19 protein-coding genes and 1 pseudogene are annotated in these 17,990 nt (G+C 34.1%); 2 read left to right on the top strand and 18 right to left on the bottom strand.

Annotated elements, in window-relative coordinates; genetic code table 11:
* Positions 1–77: 77 nt before the first annotated feature.
* Positions 78–1,022: an OmpA/MotB family protein gene (locus tag NCC77_RS06130; protein WP_250834797.1), complete on the bottom strand. Its 945-nt coding sequence runs from the start codon at positions 1,020–1,022 to the stop codon at positions 78–80.
* Positions 1,023–1,135: 113 nt separating this feature from the next.
* Complete coding sequence (locus NCC77_RS06125; protein WP_250834796.1) at positions 1,136–1,897, bottom strand: exodeoxyribonuclease III; 762 nt, start codon at positions 1,895–1,897, stop codon at positions 1,136–1,138.
* Positions 1,898–2,016: 119 nt separating this feature from the next.
* Here NCC77_RS06125 and NCC77_RS06120 point away from each other — a divergent pair, with 119 nt between their 5' ends.
* The gene (locus NCC77_RS06120) at positions 2,017–3,819 is read left to right on the top strand and encodes a GNAT family N-acyltransferase (RefSeq protein ID WP_250834795.1); all 1,803 of its coding nucleotides are present in this window, start codon (positions 2,017–2,019) and stop codon (positions 3,817–3,819) included.
* A 65-nt stretch (positions 3,820–3,884) separates the two neighbouring features.
* Here NCC77_RS06120 and NCC77_RS06115 read toward each other — a convergent pair whose 3' ends face one another.
* The 10 genes and pseudogenes from NCC77_RS06115 to NCC77_RS06075 all read right to left on the bottom strand — a co-directional run bounded on the left by NCC77_RS06115 (position 3,885) and on the right by NCC77_RS06075 (position 10,161).
* On the bottom strand, positions 3,885–4,982 hold the full coding sequence (locus NCC77_RS06115) for a suppressor of fused domain protein (protein ID WP_250834794.1): 1,098 nt from the start codon (positions 4,980–4,982) through the stop codon (positions 3,885–3,887).
* Between the two features lie 153 nt (positions 4,983–5,135).
* Positions 5,136–5,231: pseudogene (locus NCC77_RS23030) on the bottom strand (TM2 domain-containing protein); the annotation flags it as partial.
* Between the two features lie 147 nt (positions 5,232–5,378).
* Positions 5,379–5,678 carry a hypothetical protein gene (locus NCC77_RS06110; RefSeq protein ID WP_250834793.1) on the bottom strand — a complete coding sequence of 100 codons (300 nt, stop codon included), beginning with the start codon at positions 5,676–5,678 and terminating at the stop codon, positions 5,379–5,381.
* A 149-nt stretch (positions 5,679–5,827) separates the two neighbouring features.
* The gene (locus NCC77_RS06105; protein WP_250834792.1) at positions 5,828–6,037 is read right to left on the bottom strand and encodes a hypothetical protein; all 210 of its coding nucleotides are present in this window, start codon (positions 6,035–6,037) and stop codon (positions 5,828–5,830) included.
* Complete coding sequence (locus NCC77_RS06100) at positions 6,030–7,001, bottom strand: hypothetical protein (protein WP_250834791.1); 972 nt, start codon at positions 6,999–7,001, stop codon at positions 6,030–6,032. Before NCC77_RS06100 ends, NCC77_RS06105 begins: the two co-directional genes overlap by 8 nt.
* 222 nt (positions 7,002–7,223) lie before the next feature.
* Positions 7,224–7,619, bottom strand: a complete 396-nt coding sequence (locus NCC77_RS06095; protein ID WP_250834790.1) for a DUF4240 domain-containing protein — start codon at positions 7,617–7,619, stop codon at positions 7,224–7,226.
* Positions 7,620–7,774: 155 nt separating this feature from the next.
* On the bottom strand, positions 7,775–8,113 hold the full coding sequence (locus tag NCC77_RS06090; RefSeq protein ID WP_250834789.1) for a DUF805 domain-containing protein: 339 nt from the start codon (positions 8,111–8,113) through the stop codon (positions 7,775–7,777).
* A 199-nt stretch (positions 8,114–8,312) separates the two neighbouring features.
* Positions 8,313–8,591, bottom strand: coding sequence for a TM2 domain-containing protein (locus NCC77_RS06085; RefSeq protein WP_111284944.1), 279 nt, complete (start codon positions 8,589–8,591; stop codon positions 8,313–8,315).
* Positions 8,592–8,607: 16 nt separating this feature from the next.
* Positions 8,608–9,024 carry a DUF805 domain-containing protein gene (locus tag NCC77_RS06080; protein ID WP_250834788.1) on the bottom strand — a complete coding sequence of 139 codons (417 nt, stop codon included), beginning with the start codon at positions 9,022–9,024 and terminating at the stop codon, positions 8,608–8,610.
* 186 nt (positions 9,025–9,210) lie between these two features.
* Positions 9,211–10,161 (bottom strand): 2-hydroxyacid dehydrogenase, encoded by a 951-nt coding sequence (locus tag NCC77_RS06075; protein ID WP_250834787.1) that lies wholly within the window; start codon positions 10,159–10,161, stop codon positions 9,211–9,213.
* A gap of 208 nt (positions 10,162–10,369) precedes the next feature.
* Here NCC77_RS06075 and nhaA point away from each other — a divergent pair, with 208 nt between their 5' ends.
* Positions 10,370–11,509, top strand: a complete 1,140-nt coding sequence (gene nhaA / locus NCC77_RS06070; protein ID WP_250834786.1) for a Na+/H+ antiporter NhaA — start codon at positions 10,370–10,372, stop codon at positions 11,507–11,509.
* Between the two features lie 176 nt (positions 11,510–11,685).
* Here the strand turns inward: nhaA and proC are convergent, their stop codons facing one another.
* The 6 genes from proC to lgt all read right to left on the bottom strand — a co-directional run bounded on the left by proC (position 11,686) and on the right by lgt (position 17,926).
* Positions 11,686–12,462: a pyrroline-5-carboxylate reductase gene (gene proC / locus NCC77_RS06065; RefSeq protein WP_250834785.1), complete on the bottom strand. Its 777-nt coding sequence runs from the start codon at positions 12,460–12,462 to the stop codon at positions 11,686–11,688.
* 111 nt (positions 12,463–12,573) lie between these two features.
* Positions 12,574–13,923 carry a magnesium transporter gene (mgtE, locus tag NCC77_RS06060; RefSeq protein WP_095930296.1) on the bottom strand — a complete coding sequence of 450 codons (1,350 nt, stop codon included), beginning with the start codon at positions 13,921–13,923 and terminating at the stop codon, positions 12,574–12,576.
* Positions 13,907–14,692 carry a 16S rRNA (adenine(1518)-N(6)/adenine(1519)-N(6))-dimethyltransferase RsmA gene (rsmA, locus tag NCC77_RS06055; RefSeq protein WP_095930325.1) on the bottom strand — a complete coding sequence of 262 codons (786 nt, stop codon included), beginning with the start codon at positions 14,690–14,692 and terminating at the stop codon, positions 13,907–13,909. The genes mgtE and rsmA overlap by 17 nt, the downstream gene beginning before the upstream one ends.
* A 121-nt stretch (positions 14,693–14,813) precedes the next feature.
* Positions 14,814–15,125 (bottom strand): DUF4286 family protein, encoded by a 312-nt coding sequence (locus tag NCC77_RS06050; protein WP_008465514.1) that lies wholly within the window; start codon positions 15,123–15,125, stop codon positions 14,814–14,816.
* Positions 15,126–15,251: 126 nt separating this feature from the next.
* Positions 15,252–17,033: a tetratricopeptide repeat protein gene (locus tag NCC77_RS06045; RefSeq protein WP_250834784.1), complete on the bottom strand. Its 1,782-nt coding sequence runs from the start codon at positions 17,031–17,033 to the stop codon at positions 15,252–15,254.
* A gap of 47 nt (positions 17,034–17,080) precedes the next feature.
* Positions 17,081–17,926: a prolipoprotein diacylglyceryl transferase gene (lgt, locus tag NCC77_RS06040; RefSeq protein ID WP_250834783.1), complete on the bottom strand. Its 846-nt coding sequence runs from the start codon at positions 17,924–17,926 to the stop codon at positions 17,081–17,083.
* Positions 17,927–17,990 lie beyond the last annotated feature (64 nt).

Below are 17,990 nucleotides of genomic sequence, written 5' to 3'. Positions count from 1 at the left end.
AAACAAAAAGGGCTGAAGTAAAACTTCAACCCTTTTTTTAAAATATTAGAAACTTAGTATCTCAGAACCTTAGCCTCTTAATTAATAGTATTAAGCATCTCCGCAATCTCATCTAATCTTGGAGTTAAGATAATTTCGATTCTACGGTTTTTCGCTTTTCCTTCTGGAGTTGCGTTGCTTGCCAAAGGAGAAAACTCGCTTCTTCCTGCTGCTGTTAGTTTTTGTTTATTGATTTTTGGGTTTTCGGTTAAAATCGCTACGATTGCTGTTGCTCTTTTAGTAGATAAATCCCAATTGTTTGCGATTGGCCCCGAACCAGCGTACGGATCGTCGTCTGTATGTCCTTCAATTAAAACAGAAAGATCTGGATTATCACCTAAAACTTTTCCAAGTTCGACAACCGCTTTTCTACCTTCTGTTCCAACAGCCCAGCTTCCTGAATTGAAAAGCAATTTGTTTTCCATAGAAACATAAACTTTTCCGTTTTTATGTTCTACTGTCAAACCTTTACCTTCAAAACCAGTTAATGCTTTAGATAAAGTTTCTTTAAGCTTACGCATTGCTTCTTCTTTCGCCGCAATCATATCTTCCAATTCTTTTAGACGATTTGCTGTTTTGTCCAAACGAGCCTGTTCCTCTGCAAGAGCTTTACCTTTTGCTTCTAATTGTGCTAACAATTCACGGTTTTTTGCCATGTTTTTCTCTAATGCATCATTGCTGTTTTTCTCCAATGCATTATACGAATCTTGTAAAACTTTATATTTATTTTGAGCCGCCGCCAAATCTGCTTTTTGTTTTGCCAAATCATCATTAGCAGTTGCTAAATCTTTAACCAGTTTATCACGATCGGTTTCCAATTGATTCTTTGCTTTCTTCAAATTTTCATTTTCATCAGCAATAGAACGATTTTCTTTTTTCAAATCTGAATATTTTGTTTCTAGATCATTGTAAATTTTCTTAGAAACACACGACGTTGTGGACAAAGCTAATACTAGTAATCCGATGGAGGCTTTTTTAATCATCTTTAATCAGTTTTTATTTTAGGCATTTAATAATTTTAAATTTCAAAATTCAATGCCAATTGCAATATCAATTTTAAAATTTAAATCTTTTTCAGCAAGAACAATACCAAAAATTAATCAATCTCAACTAAAATCGGACAATGATCTGAATGCATAGCATCTGGAAGTATAACCGCTCTTTTTAATCTGTCTTCTAATGCGTTACTTACCAAATTATAATCGATACGCCAACCCTTATTGTTTCCTCTTGCTCCTGCACGGTAACTCCACCAAGAATAATGATGCGGTTCTTTATTGAAATGACGGAAACTATCTATAAATCCAGATTTCATAAAAGTATCCAACCAAGCGCGCTCTGCCGGAAGAAATCCAGAAACTGTTTTGTTACGAACTGGATCGTGAATGTCAATTGCTTCGTGACAGATATTATAATCTCCGCAGATGATCAGATTCGGAATCGTAAGTTTTAATTCATTGACATAATTCTGAAAATCATCCATAAACATAAACTTATGATCCAGCCTTTCAATGTTTGTTCCAGATGGAAGATACAAGCTCATTACAGAAACATCATCAAAATCTGCACGAAGATTTCTACCCTCAAAATCCATATGATGAATTCCAGTACCGTAAACAATATTGTTTGGTTTAGTTTTAGAAAGAATAGCTACTCCGCTATACCCTTTTTTGGTTGCAGGATAGTAGTATTGAAACGGATAACCCGCTGCTGTTATATCATCTACCGGAATTTGATCTTGCGTAGCTTTTATTTCCTGAAGGCAGATAACATCAGGATTTGCTTGTTGCAACCACTCAATAAACCCTTTGTTTATTGCGGCTCTAATTCCGTTTACATTATAAGAAATAATTTTCATCAGTGATTTTTTTAAGGATTTCAAATGTAATAAAAAAGTGCAAAGTTTGTCTTGGAAACAACGAAAAGTAGACTTTTTTGTTATCTTTGTTCGCTGTTCTAATAAATTAAAAGTAGTACATGGGTTTAGTTACCGCGAAAGAAGTTGCAAAGGCAATAAATGTTGAAAAGTACGGAGTTTTCGGTACCTTTTCTGGCTGGATTCTTATGAAGGTTCTTAAGATCTCGACCCTTAATAAAATTTACGACCGCAATAAACACTTGGAAGACCTTGCGTTTTTGAACGGAATTTTGGATGAAATGGAAATTAAGTTCGAAATCCCAGAAGAAGATTTAAAACGTCTACCAAAAGATGGTGCGTATATTACCATTTCAAATCATCCGCTTGGCGGAATTGACGGAATTTTGCTTTTGAAATTAATGCTTGAAAGAGAGCCAAATTTCAAAATCATTGCCAATTTCTTATTACACAGAATTGTTCCGATGAAAAAATACATTATGCCGGTTAATCCTTTTGAAAACCATAAGGATGCAAAATCGAGCGTAATTGGTATTAAAGAAACGTTGCGCCATTTAAGCGACGGAAAACCACTAGGTATTTTTCCTGCTGGTGAAGTTTCTACCTATAAAGATGGTAAATTAGTAGTGGATAAACCTTGGGAAGAAGGTGCTCTTAAACTAATTAGAAAAGCAAAAGTTCCTGTAGTTCCGATTTATTTTCATGCCAAAAACAGTAAATTATTCTACTGGCTTTCTAAAATTGATGACACTTTACGTACCGCTAAATTACCTTCAGAATTGCTTACGCAAAAAGATCGTGTAATTAAAGTTCGTATTGGAAAACCAATTTCTGTATCTGAACAAAACGAAATTGAATCTTTTGAAGAATACTCAGAATTCTTGAGAAAGAAAACCTATATGCTAGCCAATCCGTTTGAAAAAGACACCAAACTGATTGATACAGCAAGTCTTAAAATACCAAAAGCACCTAAAAAAATTGTAACAGCTGCAAGCGAATCAAAATTGATTGATGAAGTTCAGGCATTGCGTGATAATGACAGCAGATTTTTACAAAGCAAAAACTATGAGGTTTTCTTTGCAAGTGCAAAAGAGATTCCGAACATTTTACATGAAATAGGGCGTCTTCGTGAAATTACTTTTCGTGAAGTAGGAGAAGGAACAAATGAATCTATTGACTTAGATGAATACGACCAATATTATCACCATATGTTTTTATGGGATGATGAAACCAAAAAAATCGCTGGTGCTTACCGTATGGGATTAGGTTCTGAAATCTATCCAAAATACGGAATTGAAGGTTTCTACTTAACGGATCTTTTCAGGTTTGAACCAGAACTTCATGATATGATGCACAAATCGATCGAAATGGGTCGTGCATTTATCGTAAAAGAGTATCAGCAAAAACCAATGCCTTTGTTCTTATTGTGGAAAGGTATTATTCATACCACTTTGCGCCATCCAGAACACAAATATTTAGTTGGAGGTGTAAGTATCAGTAATCAGTTTTCAGATTTCTCTAAATCATTGATGATTGAGTTCATGAAATCGAACTATTACGATCCGTATATCGCACAATACATTCACCCGAAAAAAGCGTACAAAGTAAAACTGAAAGACGCTGACAAAGATTTCATTTTCGACGAAGCAGAATCTGATTTGAATAAGTTTGATAAAATCATTGACGAATTAGAACCAGGAAACTTACGTTTGCCTGTTTTAATTAAGAAATACATCAAACAAAATGCAAGAGTTGTAGCTTTCAACGTTGATCCGTTATTTAATAACGCTATCGACGGTTTAATGTACATTAGAATCGCCGATATTCCAGAAAGCACAATGAAACCTGTTATCGAAGAGTTTCAGATTGAATTGGAACGTAAATTATCCGAGAAGGAAGATTAAAAAAATAATTATAAAAAAAAAGAAAACTCATAGACCTATGAGTTTTCTTTTTTTTCAAACTACCCTTAAACCACTTCATTTCGCTCTAAATTGAATATTTCCTCCCCTATGCTGTCAAGTTTACTTAGTACAGCTTGTGATCCAGATTCTTTCATTACCTCCATTTCTCTCTCTGAAATGGGTACAATCAATAAAAAAGAAACATTTGATTTGGCATAACTAGTTAAGTTAATTTGAGGTAAAACTTTTAATTTATTAGTAAGTACTGCATACTTAAATTTTTCGCTAATACTTGTTTGAAATTCTACCGTATGCCCTTCTGCCAAAAATGTAATATAATCCCACGGTATCATTGCAATTCCACTTATAAGACCCGCAACATCGTTTACTTGCTCATTTGTCAATCCAGATTTTAGAATAACTCCAAGTTCAATTCTATTGACTTCATCAGGATTTTCATAATACATCTCTACTTTTGGCTGTGGTCGTAATGATACTGCCACGGTTGCAAAAACAGTTTTTTCATTTCCTTCAAGCACATACAAACCTTTTGGCGGCCCCTCTGGTCCATCAATTGCGAAATATTTTTCGCTTTTACCAAACATTTCATCATAGTACTTTAAGATTTCAGGCTGTACTAATTGAAAAGGATTGACGAATTTCTCCCATGCTTCAAAAAATTTAATTGCACTTTTAACACGTTTGCGCATTTCATTATCTTCTGAAAGTTCCCAAGCAAAATCACCCGTACCAATGCAATCGCGTGCATAACCATAAAATCCTCCATCTCCTCCCCAACTAGGAATTACGCATAAAATCTCTCCATTTTCCAATAATGCTGCCCCATCCCCTTCTTCCAACCAAACAATCTCCAAATTATCAGCATTAAGCGCTTCTTGACCTTTTGGAAATTTGCAAAACTCTTTGGTTAACATAGGAGGAACACCTTTTTCCATCAGTTTTGTTTCTATTTTTTCTGGTGCTTCAATTAAATTTCGAATCCAGCAGCTTTTCATACCAAAATCTTCGTTATCACCAAACAAATAAAAATAAGCTGTTCTATTGTCTTGTTCTACAACCGCTGTTATTGGACAACTTGGACTTCGTAGTTCAAGAAGAACTTCGGGTTTTTCAATCTTATTGTTTCTGCTAAATAATCCCATATTTTATATTAAAATTTAATTACAATGAAGTAACGTTTTTTATTTAGTAAAATAAAATTTTTATTATAATGTCTTAAGTTAAAATCACTTCTTTGGGAGAAATTTCCAAAAAAAATCCCATTTCAGCAATCAGAAATGGGATTTGTAAAATTTTTAGAACCAAGGTTTTTTTCCAACTTGATACGTTTGGTAAAACTCATCATCCGATTTTGTTAAGTAGATGATTCCTTCAACAAATCCAACCATACCCCGATAGCGCGGATTTGCAATCCGTGCCAGCAAAGAGTGTCACAATAAATCCACAACCTGGTCTGTTGTAATTCCCTCGTACTTTATTGACATTGTTTTTTTTCTTATTGGAGCGGGCACGGATTGCAAATCCGCGCTATCGGGTATTTAACTTTGAATAGCAACAATAACTTGTGGATAATCTTCAGAGACTTCATCAACATTTGAAATAATTTTTACGTACGCAATATTATTTAAAATTTCGTACTTAACTATCAGATTATCTTCTGTTATAAAAACACCATCCATATTATCATTCTCATCTTCATACATTGCAACTAAACGGCCGTTATTAATTTTTACACCAGCATTACTTAATGCATCACGTAAGTCATCCCATTCATTATAAAACAACTCTGTTAGTTCAACTATTTCTAATTTTAGTAACTCAATTTCTTTTTTCGTCATATTTACTTATCTTCCAATTTGTACTTTCTTTTATAAGTTGGGGTTCTCAATTTGCGGTCACGAGCAGGACTAACTCTAGCGGATTGATTAGATCCATAAACCGCAAAAAAAGCGATAGCGCGGATTTGCAATCGGTGTTATCGACATATCTAATCTAACCACCACTCGTTTTCTTCAACAATGTTTTTCTCTTTTTGAAAAACATCACAAATAAGACATTTAGAATACTCTAACATAATCTTAGGAATAATTATTCTCAACATACCTTGCCCAGCATCCACTAATTCAACGCTAGCGCGAGCGTCCCGCTCGTGAACGTAATTTGCTTTTTCTCTTTTTGTATGTTTTTTTTCATTCAAACAATTTATCAACCTTATTTGGAATATAATCCGAATAATTCTTTTTATAAAAATCATCAACAATACGAACCAAAGGATCAAATTCTGGATAAGGCTCAAAATCTTTAAATGTCAATTTTGCTTCAACTGTATTCATTAAAAAGCTATTAAACTGAGTTGGATTTGGCAATCCTTTACTTTTTCTAATATGCATTAAAAACAAAATCTCATACGGATAGAAACCATATTGAAAATTCGTAAACTCGCCTAATTGACCTATTTTCGAAACTAATTCTGAATGATACTCTATCATTTTATTAATTAATTCTTCTATTTTCTCTAGATTACTTATATTCCATTTTTTTAAAACATCTTCATAAATACCCAATTCATAATCTAAAGCATTTTCAGTTTTTTTCTTTTTAAAAAGAGCACTTACGAAGCTTTTCTTTTCATTAACCCTCTCAATTGTCTTATTTCTATATTCTAAATAAAGACTAAGTAAAAACCATACATGTTTTTCAGATGTCGTATTCGATTTCAGTAAACTGCTACCAAAATTTCTTTTTATGAACTCAAATAAAATTTCTTCTTCCCGTTTCCATCCAAAAATCACAAAATGAATTAAAGCAACAACAACTGTCCACAAATTGTAAGAAGTTATCATTGTAGGATATTTTATTTTGTAAAGCTCTTGAGCCATGCATTGGTAAAAAGTGACCATTTGCATGTTCTTCAAATGTTGAATATCATTTCCTCCACTTAAAACAACATCATCTTTCCATTTGGAGAGATTTAGAGAATAAACATTTCGCAAATTTAAAAGCAAAATATGGTCTTTTTCAATATTATTACTTTCAACTATACCAATTATTTTGGTTTTACCTACTTCATAATCTTTCGCTACGTCTCCTAACTTTATTCCTGTAGAAAAATTCTCTTCATACTTTCTGTAAGCTCTTTTCAATTTTTCGTTAATATCCATAATTTCTAAAGTTTATGATAATTAAGAATTCTAATAGTGTGAATTTGCAAAATCTATTATTTAACCCGATAGCGCGGATTTGCAATCCGTGCCCGCATAATATATCTTATGATCTTTTATTTATTGACCTTGTTTCTTATACACTTTTCGTTCTCATTGGAATGGGCAAGGATTGTAAATCCGCGCTATCGGTTGTCGCTGTTCCGCGCCATATTGAATAAATCAATAAAGACCTGTAGTTTCGCCAAACTTTTCAAAATAAACCTCATCTGCTACATGAGCAATAATTTCTTCTGTTTTGTCTTCAACAGAATAAGGTATTCTTTCTGGATAATCTAAAATTTCAACATAATAGGCTTTTCCTTTACTTACAACCCAATTACTTATATCGTCAATTCCATCTTCTGAGCTCTCTGTAAAATCTGTAAAAGGCTGACAACGTAACTCAACCGCTGCTTCTATAAATAAATCTTGAAAATCATATATTGCATCTTTATCCATTTTTTCAAGTATTTTACGAAGTTTGTTTTCGTCCTGCTTCGCTTTACTTATTATATCCCAAAACCAGTCATTAATGTGTTTTAATTCATCTGGTAAAATTATCTCCGAGTTTTTCATTTTTATGTATTTTTCATTTTCCTTAAACAAATTCAGCTGCCTTTATCACAAAATCTATTTTTCTACAAAAAATCCCATCTGCATAAACAAATGGGATTTTTTTAATTACAATTTTTTATAAACTAGTTTAGATCTTTTCCGATCTCTCTAATATCTTATAATCTGTTTTTAGGATCTGCTCCGTATTGGTTAGGTCCTACTGTACCATCTTGGCAAAACAAATAAATATTGTAAAATGGAATAAAAATATGCCACCATTCTTTATCAACATCTTGTAATCTTCTTACTGCAACAGCAATAGAAGGTAATAAAATTGCCAAATTAAAAATACTTGCAAGAATCATTAGCTTTTCTGATATCAATCCGGCAAGAAAACCAATAACAAAACCAATTATAGCATTCGCTAACAAAAACATCCAAAATTCTTTTCTTCTTGCTCTTCCCTTAAAGTTTGCGTAATTCTGTAAAACTACTTTTTTGTAAATTTCTAACATAATACTTTTTTATAATTTCCCTACTCTTACGGATTTTCAGTTACTCCATTACTCGTTTCTATCAGAGTGCAAGATTACTCACTTTGCCAATCGCGAACAGCCACTAAAAGTTTTTAAAATATCATAAAAAGACTTTTTTAGTCAAAAAAAAATCCCATTCATTTCTGAATGGGATTTCTAGTATTATATGCGTTTTCTCTTAAAACCAGCCTTTTTTACCAACTTGGTACGTTTGATAAAACTCTTCATCTGATTTTGTCAAGTAAATGATTCCTTCAATAAATCCGATTATACTACCAATTCCGCAAGTAACTACACTAATTACGATTTGTATAATTCCTTCTTGAGTATAACCAAGTACAAATTTGTGAATTCCTAAAGATCCAAAAAGAATACCCATAAGTCCAGCTAATACTTTCTTATTTTCCTGTCTTGGTTGCGACGGCGTGTTCCAGCTTTCTGGTTTTGTTGTTTCCATTTTTTATATTATTTAGTTAATTATTAATTCCAATTTCATCAATTTCTTCTATTGTACTTTTAGGATCTGGACCGTAATAGTTTTCTCCAAACTCTCCTTCAGTAATCAACAAAACTAACATCCAAATAGGTCCAGCCAACGGAATTAAAGCAACTAAAATTGTCCAGCCACTTTTGCCTAAATCATGCATTCTTCTAACTGTAACAGACAAAGACGGAATTATAGATGCAAGCATGTAAAGAAAAAATAGAACTCCAGCAATTGAAAGACCTATTGTTGGGCCTAAAATCGCAGATAATATTATCGCTAAAAAAGCAAATACAAAAAAGAGGATTCCTGTCGCAAGACGAAAATACCAATATTCACTTCTTCTAGCTCTTCCGCTAAAGTTTGCATAGTTCTGGAACATGGCAATTTTATACCATTCTATCATATTTAGAATAATTTGTTTTGGACCTACTCTTGGGATTTTCGGCTTTCTCCAAACTCAAATACAAGTTATTTAGACTCATTCTTTTGAAATTCGGAAACAATATTATTAAAAATTAACAAATAAAACTAATCTCACTAAATAAAATTCACAAGAAAAAACTCGTTATTAAAATCTAAAGCCTGTGTGCTATTTTTTACCATAAACTGCTTTGATTTTATCGACAATTACCTGAGCCAAACGTTCGTGACTTTCAAAAGTCCAACCGGCAATATGAGGCGTTAGCAATACATTTTTTGCCTCCATAAGATATTGAAGTGCTTCTGGTGTATTATTTTCTTGGAATAAAGTTTCAAACGAAAGTTTTTCGTATTCTAAAACATCCAAACCAGCACCTAAAACTTTTTTAGACTTCATAGCTTCAACCAAATCGGCCGTAACAATGTTTTTACCGCGAGAAGTATTGATGATCCAAAAAGGCTTTTTAAAGGCATTTATAAAGTTGCTGTTGACCATTTTATCTGTTTCTGGTGTCCAAGGAAGGTGAAGACTTAAAACGTCTGTTTTTTCACGTAATTCTTCCAACGAAACTTGCCTTGCATTTTCATCACCAACGTTATCCAAAATATCATAACATAAAACTTCTGTATCAAACCCTCTCAGTTTTTTAGCAAAAGCTTTTCCCATATTTCCGTAACCAATAATTCCGACTGTTTTTAAATCCAATTCCTGGCCGCGATTGCTTTCGCGATTCCATTGTCCAGCTTTTACTTCTGCATCAGCTTGGTTTAGATTATTAAATAAAGATAAAATTACGCCAAGCGAATGTTCTGCAACAGCGTTGCGGTTTCCTTCGGGCGCAGCAATAAGATGAATTCCTTTTGAAGAAGCATACTCACAATCAATACTTTCAAGACCTGCGCCAACTCTCGCAATAAATTGCAACTTTGTTGCAGCGTCTAAAAAAGTCTTATCAATCTTGAAACGGCTGCGAATTACGATTCCGTTATAGTCTTGAATTTTCGCTTCAATTTCTTCTTTTGAAGATTTAAAATCGGCGTGATTTTCGAAACCAGCTTCTTCCAATTGATTCCATAAAATTGGATTATTGCTGTCGATATGAAGAATTTTTATGCTCATTATTTTCTGAATTTATAAGACACAAAAATACGGTTTATTTAATCTCGCAAAGTCACAAACCCACAAAGTTTTCCCTATTACAATAAACTTTGAACCTCTGAATCTTTGCGCCTTTGCTCCTAAACTTTTTATTGGTCAGATTTTTTTTTAACTTTGAAAGAATAAAGATTTTGCAATCTTTCATATAAATCTTCAGAAAATCTTCCCAATGAAATTAACCAAGACTTTTAAAGCCTTTTTTGAAAACGAAAAATCGGGAGGAATTATCTTGCTCGTGGTCACGATTTTATCACTTTGTCTCGCTAACTCTTCAATTCAAATTCCGTATGTTTCTTTTTGGGAAAAAGAATTTTCTGGCCATTCTATTACACATTGGATCAATGACGGATTGATGACCATCTTCTTTCTTTTGATCGGTTTGGAGCTGGAACGCGAGATTTATCATGGTGAATTATCCAATATTAAGAATGCTTCGCTACCCATAATGGCTGCTTTTGGCGGAATGCTGGTTCCTGCAGCAATCTTTTTGGTCTTAAATTACGGAACAACAACTCAAAACGGAGCCGGAATTCCGATGGCTACAGATATTGCTTTTGCAATCGGGATTTTATCTCTTTTAGGAAACAGAGTTCCAGCTTCTTTAAAGGTATTTTTGACCGCTTTGGCCGTTATTGACGATTTAGGCGCTATAATCGTGATTGCTATTTTCTACACGACTTCTATTTCTTTTTTAAACCTCGGAATTGCACTTGGAATTTGGTGTCTTCTTTTTGTTTTAAACCGAATGAAAATTCACAATCTCATTCCGTATCTCATTGGCGGAGTCATAATGTGGTATTTCATGCTTAATTCTGGAGTTCATGCCACAATAACGGGTGTAATTTTAGCTTTTGTTATTCCGTTTGGAGATGGCGGGGAAAAAACATCGTCTTATAGATTGCAGCATTTTTTACATCAGCCCGTTGCTTTTTTCATACTTCCATTGTTTGCGATTGCAAATACGGCTATAACGATTACCGAAAACTGGCATGAAGGTCTTAATCACGTGAACACTTACGGAATCATTCTTGGACTAGTAGTCGGAAAACCGCTTGGTATTTTGCTTTTTTCTTCTGTTGGCGTAACTGCAGGTTTATGCACTTTGCCGAAAAATTTAAAATGGGCGCATATTTTAGGTGCAGGAATGCTCGGCGGAATTGGTTTTACAATGTCTATTTTCATTACCGTTCTTGCTTTTAAAAATCCTGAAATTATTGTTTTTTCTAAAATAGCGATTCTAATTGCTTCTTTCTTAGCGGGAATTATGGGATTTGTTTATTTGAAATACACGCTAAACAGATTGAAGTAAAATTCCAATTTAAACAATAACATTCTTCTATACTATTTGTCTTCCTGAGCGAAGTCGAAGGACTTTACAACCTATATGGTCTCAGACTGACAATCGTTATACGTAAAAAAAATCCCAAACTCCAGTTTGAAAATTGGAATTTGGAATTTAAAAATATTCGGAATTTCTTTAAAAACCTAACCTTTGATTTGTTTCAAAGAAGTCTTAATCCCTTTAATTAAAGACGAACTGAAGCCATTATGCTCCATTTCATTTAAACCTACAATTGTACAACCTTGTGGTGTTGTCACACGGTCGATTAATTGTTCTGGGTGTACTTTTTCTTCTAAAAGCATTTTTGCTGCTCCTTTTACGGTTTGTGCTGCAATTGCTAAAGCGGTATTAGAATCAAAACCAATTTCGATTCCTGCCTGCATAGACGCGCGAATATAACGCAATGCATACGCAGTTCCACAAGCACCTAAAACGGTTGCCGCATCCATCAATTTTTCATCAATTACCGGAGCTGTTCCTAAGTCTTGAAATAAATCAACAATTGGCGAAGCGTTTGCTGCATATTTTTCTGGGAAAGAAATACAAGTTGCCGATTCTCCAAACTGTGCTGCAATATTTGGCATAATGCGTACAACCGGATATTCGTAGTTTGTTTTGGTTTGAAGCACATCCAAAGACAATCCGCTTACTGCTGAAGCAATTGTTTTGTTTTGAATAACGGGCAAAATTTCGGCCAAAACAGTATCTACCTGATATGGTTTTATAGTTAGAATTACAACATCGGCTTCTTGGATGTTGTGTTTATTATCGTTAGAAACAGCAATTCCATATTCAGATAAATATTGAATGCTTGCTATGTTTCTTCTTGTGACAGTAACTTGGTTGTTTTTCGAGAATTTAGCAATTCCCAAGGCAATAGAAACCCCAAGGTTTCCTCCTCCAATAATGTGTACTTTCATTCTGGTTGGCTTTAATTATTTGTAGCTGATAAACAGCATTTTTTCCGCCTGTAAATTACGTAGATTTTAGAGATCTTAAATCACTGTAATCTACTAATTTGTGGCAAAAATCTAAAATCCAAGAATTAAGTTTGCTACTCCAAAGTAGAGCATAATTCCGAATACGTCATTGGTTGTTGTGATAAACGGACCAGTCGCAATTGCGGGATCAATTTTATTTTTATTTAAGAAAAGAGGGACTAAAGTTCCTAAAGTCGCCGCAAACAAAATCACGACAATCATTGAAATTGAAATCGCAAATCCTACTAAATACTGCTGATACATGATAGAATGATAGCATAACAAAAGAAACGAAATGATACTTCCAGAAATCATTGAAACCGTAATTTCTTTAGTAAAATAAGCACGGCTGAAATCTTTAAGCGTTCCGTTTGCCAAACCTTGCACTACAATTGCCGAAGCCTGAACTCCGATATTTCCTGCTGTTGCTGAAAGCAAAGGAACAAAAATGATTAGTGTAGAATATTTCTGAAACGTCGCTTCATTGCCTTTTAAAACAAAAGAGGCTACAATTTCGATCACCATTCCGATCAAAAGCCACGGTAAACGCGCTTTGGTCAACTCGTAAACGCTGTCATTCGATTCAACGTCTTGGGTAATACCGGCAGCTAACTGGTAATCTTTATCGGCTTCTTCCTTTATTACGTCTACGATATCGTCAATGGTAATTCTTCCTACCAAACGGCCTAATTCGTCCACAACCGGAATTGCCTCTAAGTCGTATTTCTGCATGATACGAGCGACCTCTACGTCTTCTGTATCAACATTTACAAAATTTAATTTTCGGATATAGACTTCACCAATCTGAGTTTTGGTTGAAGAAGTCAGTAAATCTTTCAGCGATAATCTTCCTTTTAAACGGTTTTCATCGTCCACTACGTAAATAGAATGTACTCGAGATACATTTTCAGCCTGAATTCTCATTTCTTTAACACAGGTCAAAACGTTCCAATTTTCATTCACTTTTACAAGCTCTTTACCCATCAAACCACCTGCAGTGTTTTCGTCGTAACGCAAAAGATCAACAATATCCTTGGCGTGTTCAACGTCTAATATTTCAGAGATTACTTCCGCTTTGATTTCCTGCGAAAGTTCTGCAATAATATCGGCAGCGTCATTGGTTTCAAGCTCGTCAAGCTCTTCTGCGATTTCCTTTGGTGAAAGTCGGCTTAAGATATTTTCACGCAGATCCTCTTCCAATTCAAGAAGAATCTCGGCTGTTTTATCACTATCTAAAACCTTAAAGATATAAGTTGCCTCGTCGAAATCTAATTCGTCTAAAATTTCGGCAATATCAGCGTGGTGCAGATCATTAAGTAAAACTTCTAATTCACTGTCGTTTTTCTTATTGATCAGCTCCTCTAGCTGGTGTATAAATTCTTTACTAACTTTGAACTCCATCGGTTTCTATTTTTAGAGTTAGTTCAATAAATTCATCGACGCTAAGCTGCTCCGGACGTTTATCAAAGATAGTGTCTTCTCGCAAATGGTCTGATAAATTTAATGTTTTCAAACTGTTACGTAATGTTTTTCGTCTCTGCTGAAAAGCGGTTTTTACAACTGTAAAAAATAACTTTTCGCTGCAAGGAAGACTGTAATCTTCCTTTCGGGTCATTCTCATCACACCCGATTTCACCTTGGGCGGAGGAATAAAAACGTTTTCATCAACCGTAAACAGATACTCTGTAGTATAGAAAGCCTGGGCTAAAACGGATAGTATTCCGTAGGTTTTCGAGCCTTTCTTTTCGCAGATGCGCTCGGCTACTTCTTTCTGGAACATTCCTGAAAATTCAGGAATCTGATGTTTAAGATCTAATGTTCTAAAAACAATCTGAGAAGAAATATTGTACGGAAAGTTTCCAATTATGGCAAACTGCTTGTCTTGGTAAACTTCATTTATATTATACTTCAGGAAATCCTGAGAAATAATCTTGTCTTTTAATTTTGGATAATGTGCATCCAAGTACGCTACAGATTCGGTATCGATTTCTATAACATGTGTAGTAATTGGCTTTTCAAGCAAATACTTAGTAAGCACACCCATTCCTGGTCCTATTTCTAAAACCTCATCGTACCCTTTCAGACTTAAAGTGTCTGCAATAGCTTTTGCTACGCTTTCGTCTTTAAGAAAGTGCTGTCCTAAATGTTTTTTGGCTTTTACTTTTTCCATTTCATTTCTTGTTTGCCACGAGGGCGCAAAAGTATTCTTTTTTTTGCCACAAAGGCTCAAAGACACAAAGATTTAATTTCTTTTGACTGAATACTAATTACTAAAAACTGAACACTAAATATTAGTGTTCCGAAATAACTTCCAATTCTGTTCTAAAAGAAAGCATTTTATCTGCAAATAAACCTAATGCCTCTCTATGAAACTCTGGTTCGTCTTCGATATAAAACTTCTCTAGCGTTTCCTTGCTGTCTGTTATGTATTGTACAGAATACGTAATTCCGCCCATTTCTTCTTCAACCAAAACTTTTACAATTCGCGCCGAAGAGAATTTATTAGTAGCCAGAATTTCTGGTATGTGCTTTTCTTGCATCCATTTTAACCATTGGTCATGAACGCTTTCGTGTATGTTTGTGGTAACGTTGTAAATAATCATTTTTTCTAAGGTTCTGAGATGCTAAGATTCTAAGGTTCTGAGTTTTTCCTCTTGCCTCTTAAATCTTTTCAAATCATCATTTTACTAATTTTTATTCTTGGAATTTGGAATTTAAAATATTGAAATTTATAAATTCTTATCCCCTCTTAACTCGCGGTATTTTTTTCTAGCATCGACAAAGTAAATACTGTCTTGATGATTAAAAATTACCTTTTCATATAAAGGCTTTGCCTTTTCTGGATCTTTTAGTTCGTCGTTGTAAATTTCGGCTGAGAAAAATAGCGCTTCATCAACATAAATTCCGTCGCTGTGATGGTCTATAATCTGCTGGTATTGACTTAAAGCCGAAGCAAAATCTTTCTGGCTTTCGTAAACTTTTCCTAAACGCAATAATGTTACGGCTTCGATTTCCTGACCTTTATAGGTTTTTAAAATATTCTGAAACTGTGCAATCGCTTCTTGTTTTTTATTCTGATAAATTAAAAAATCTCCTTTTGCAAATTGTTTCAGCGCAACCTGGGTCGAATCTGCTGCGGTATTATCATTAATTAAAAGAAAATATTCTAATGCATCGTTGGCGATTAACTGCGTATTGGCTGCTTTTAATTCTTTAAACTGTTTATTCGCCCATTCGAAATCGCCTTTATAATAACTGGTTTTAGCTGCTTTCAAACTCGCTTCGTGCGCCATTACATCATTCTTTAAATCCAATTGAATCTGCGAATAGTAAATAAGCGCCTGATTGTACTTTTCTTCTAAAAGCAGAATATCGGCCAGCTCCATTTTAGCATCGGCTTTTTGATATTCGTTTAAATTTAATTCTAAAGCTTTTTTGACAACTGCCTTCCCTTCTTCTGTCTTTTTCAAATTAAAGGCCAGAAAATGGGCTTGAATGATTTGCAAAGATAAGGTAAAAGGACTGATTTCGTAAGTTGCCAATAATTGCTGCAATTCTTGATTGATGGCTGGATAATCTTTTTCCTGCGCTTTATCGATCTTGATCTGCATTAAAAAGGCATTAGACTGAATCAGTAAATCACGGTCTTTTGTGTTTTGGAGAATAAAATTCAGAATTTCCTCCGCCGTATCAGTGTCTCCTTCATTCATTGCAAACTGACTCAAATTGACGATACTCATCAACGATTCTGGTTCGCGTTTGTAAATGGCTTTTTCCTGAATAAAGGCTTTTCCGAATTCTTTTTGCTGTACATAAAACCAACTTAGATAATGATTCCAGAAAACGTCCTGATCTTTTTGGGTTCTCAAGATTAAGGCTTTTCGCATTGCATCTTTAAAAGCCGTATTATCAGTTTCACCATTCATGAATCGCGACAGTTGCGTCTGAATCAAATTGGTATTTTGAGGATTTGTAAAAGATTCTGTCAATAGCAAATCGATCATCAAGTCGGTTTTACCTAACTGTCCGTACAACATTCCGATTTGAAAATTGAAATTGAAGTTTGGCTGAATTTGCATTGCAGTCTGATACGCTTTTAAAGCATATTCTAATAATACTTTTTTCTCAAACGAACTCGCAACTCCATAAACATCGTTTGGATTGACCTTTATTTTTTCGATTGCCTGTTCGTAGTAATTTTTAGCTTTCGAATCGTTTTTCTGCAACTGGAAATTATATCCTAATTCAACCAAAAACACTCCTTGTTTGTAACGATTGTAACGCTCTTGGATTGCTTTTTCTGCATTGGCAAACTGCTGCAATTGCTGACAGCAATCTACAGTTCGTAAAAAATATTGCGTATTGGATGGCGCACTTCTTAAAAGCTCTTCATAACTGATTTTAGCTTTATCAAAATCGCCTTTGTCGTAATAATATTGAGCCAGCTGTTCGTTCTGACCAAACGCCAAACCAGAACATAATAAAACGATTCCAATCAATATGTTTTTCATACTGCCTTTTTTTTAGTTTTCAGTCACAGTCGCGGTTTTCAGTCTTGTTAAAACTGTAAACTGTCACTGTCCACTGAGACTTTCCTAGTTTTCCAAAAAATCAATCCTAAACCAATTAAAACAAAAGGGATACTTAAAATCTGCCCCATATTAATTAGCATATTATTTTCAAAAGCTTCTTGATTTTCCTTGAAAAATTCAATTATAAAACGAGCTGTGAATAATAAAGTTAAGAAAGTTCCAAAGATTAATCCTTGTGCATTTCTAATTTTTTCTGATTTGTACATATAAAACAGAATTCCAAAAATCAACAAATAAGCAAAAGCTTCATATAATTGTGTTGGATGTCTCGGGATTAGATCGTCTCTTTCAAAAACAACTCCCCAATTTCCGTTGGTCGGTTTTCCGTAGATTTCAGAATTCATAAAATTTCCCATTCTGATAAAAGTACCCGTTACAGGAACAGCAACTGCCATTTTATCTAAAAGACCTAAAAACTGAACTTTATATTTTCGACAGTACAAAATCATTGCCGTTATAACCCCAATTGATCCTCCGTGACTTGCCAAACCTTGGTACCCCACAAATTGATAAACTCCTTTTATTTTCTGAATCGGTAAAAGAATTTCTATCGGATGTTTCAAGAAATACTCCGGTTCGTAAAAGAAACAATGTCCAAGTCTAGCACCTAAAACGGTTCCGACAATTACATAAATCAATAAAGTATCGAGATTATCTAGCGAAAGATTTTCTTTCTTATAAATATTTCTAACAATGTAGAAACCTAAAAGAATTCCGCAGGCAAAAAGAGCTCCGTAATATTTTAAAGGAAAACTATCTGTAATCCAGAAAATAACAGGATCTACGTTCCAGTTTAAAATTCCATTCATCATGCTCCGTTTTTTAATTTCTATAAATTAAGAAAACCTAACAGGTTTTAAAACCTGTTAGGTTTGT

Origin of the sequence: Flavobacterium tyrosinilyticum (genome assembly GCF_023656565.1) — a bacterium.
Taxonomy (GTDB): Bacteria; Bacteroidota; Bacteroidia; order Flavobacteriales; family Flavobacteriaceae; genus Flavobacterium; species Flavobacterium tyrosinilyticum.
Note: the sequence above shows the minus strand (reverse complement) of the source record. Positions and strands in the feature narration are given on the sequence as shown.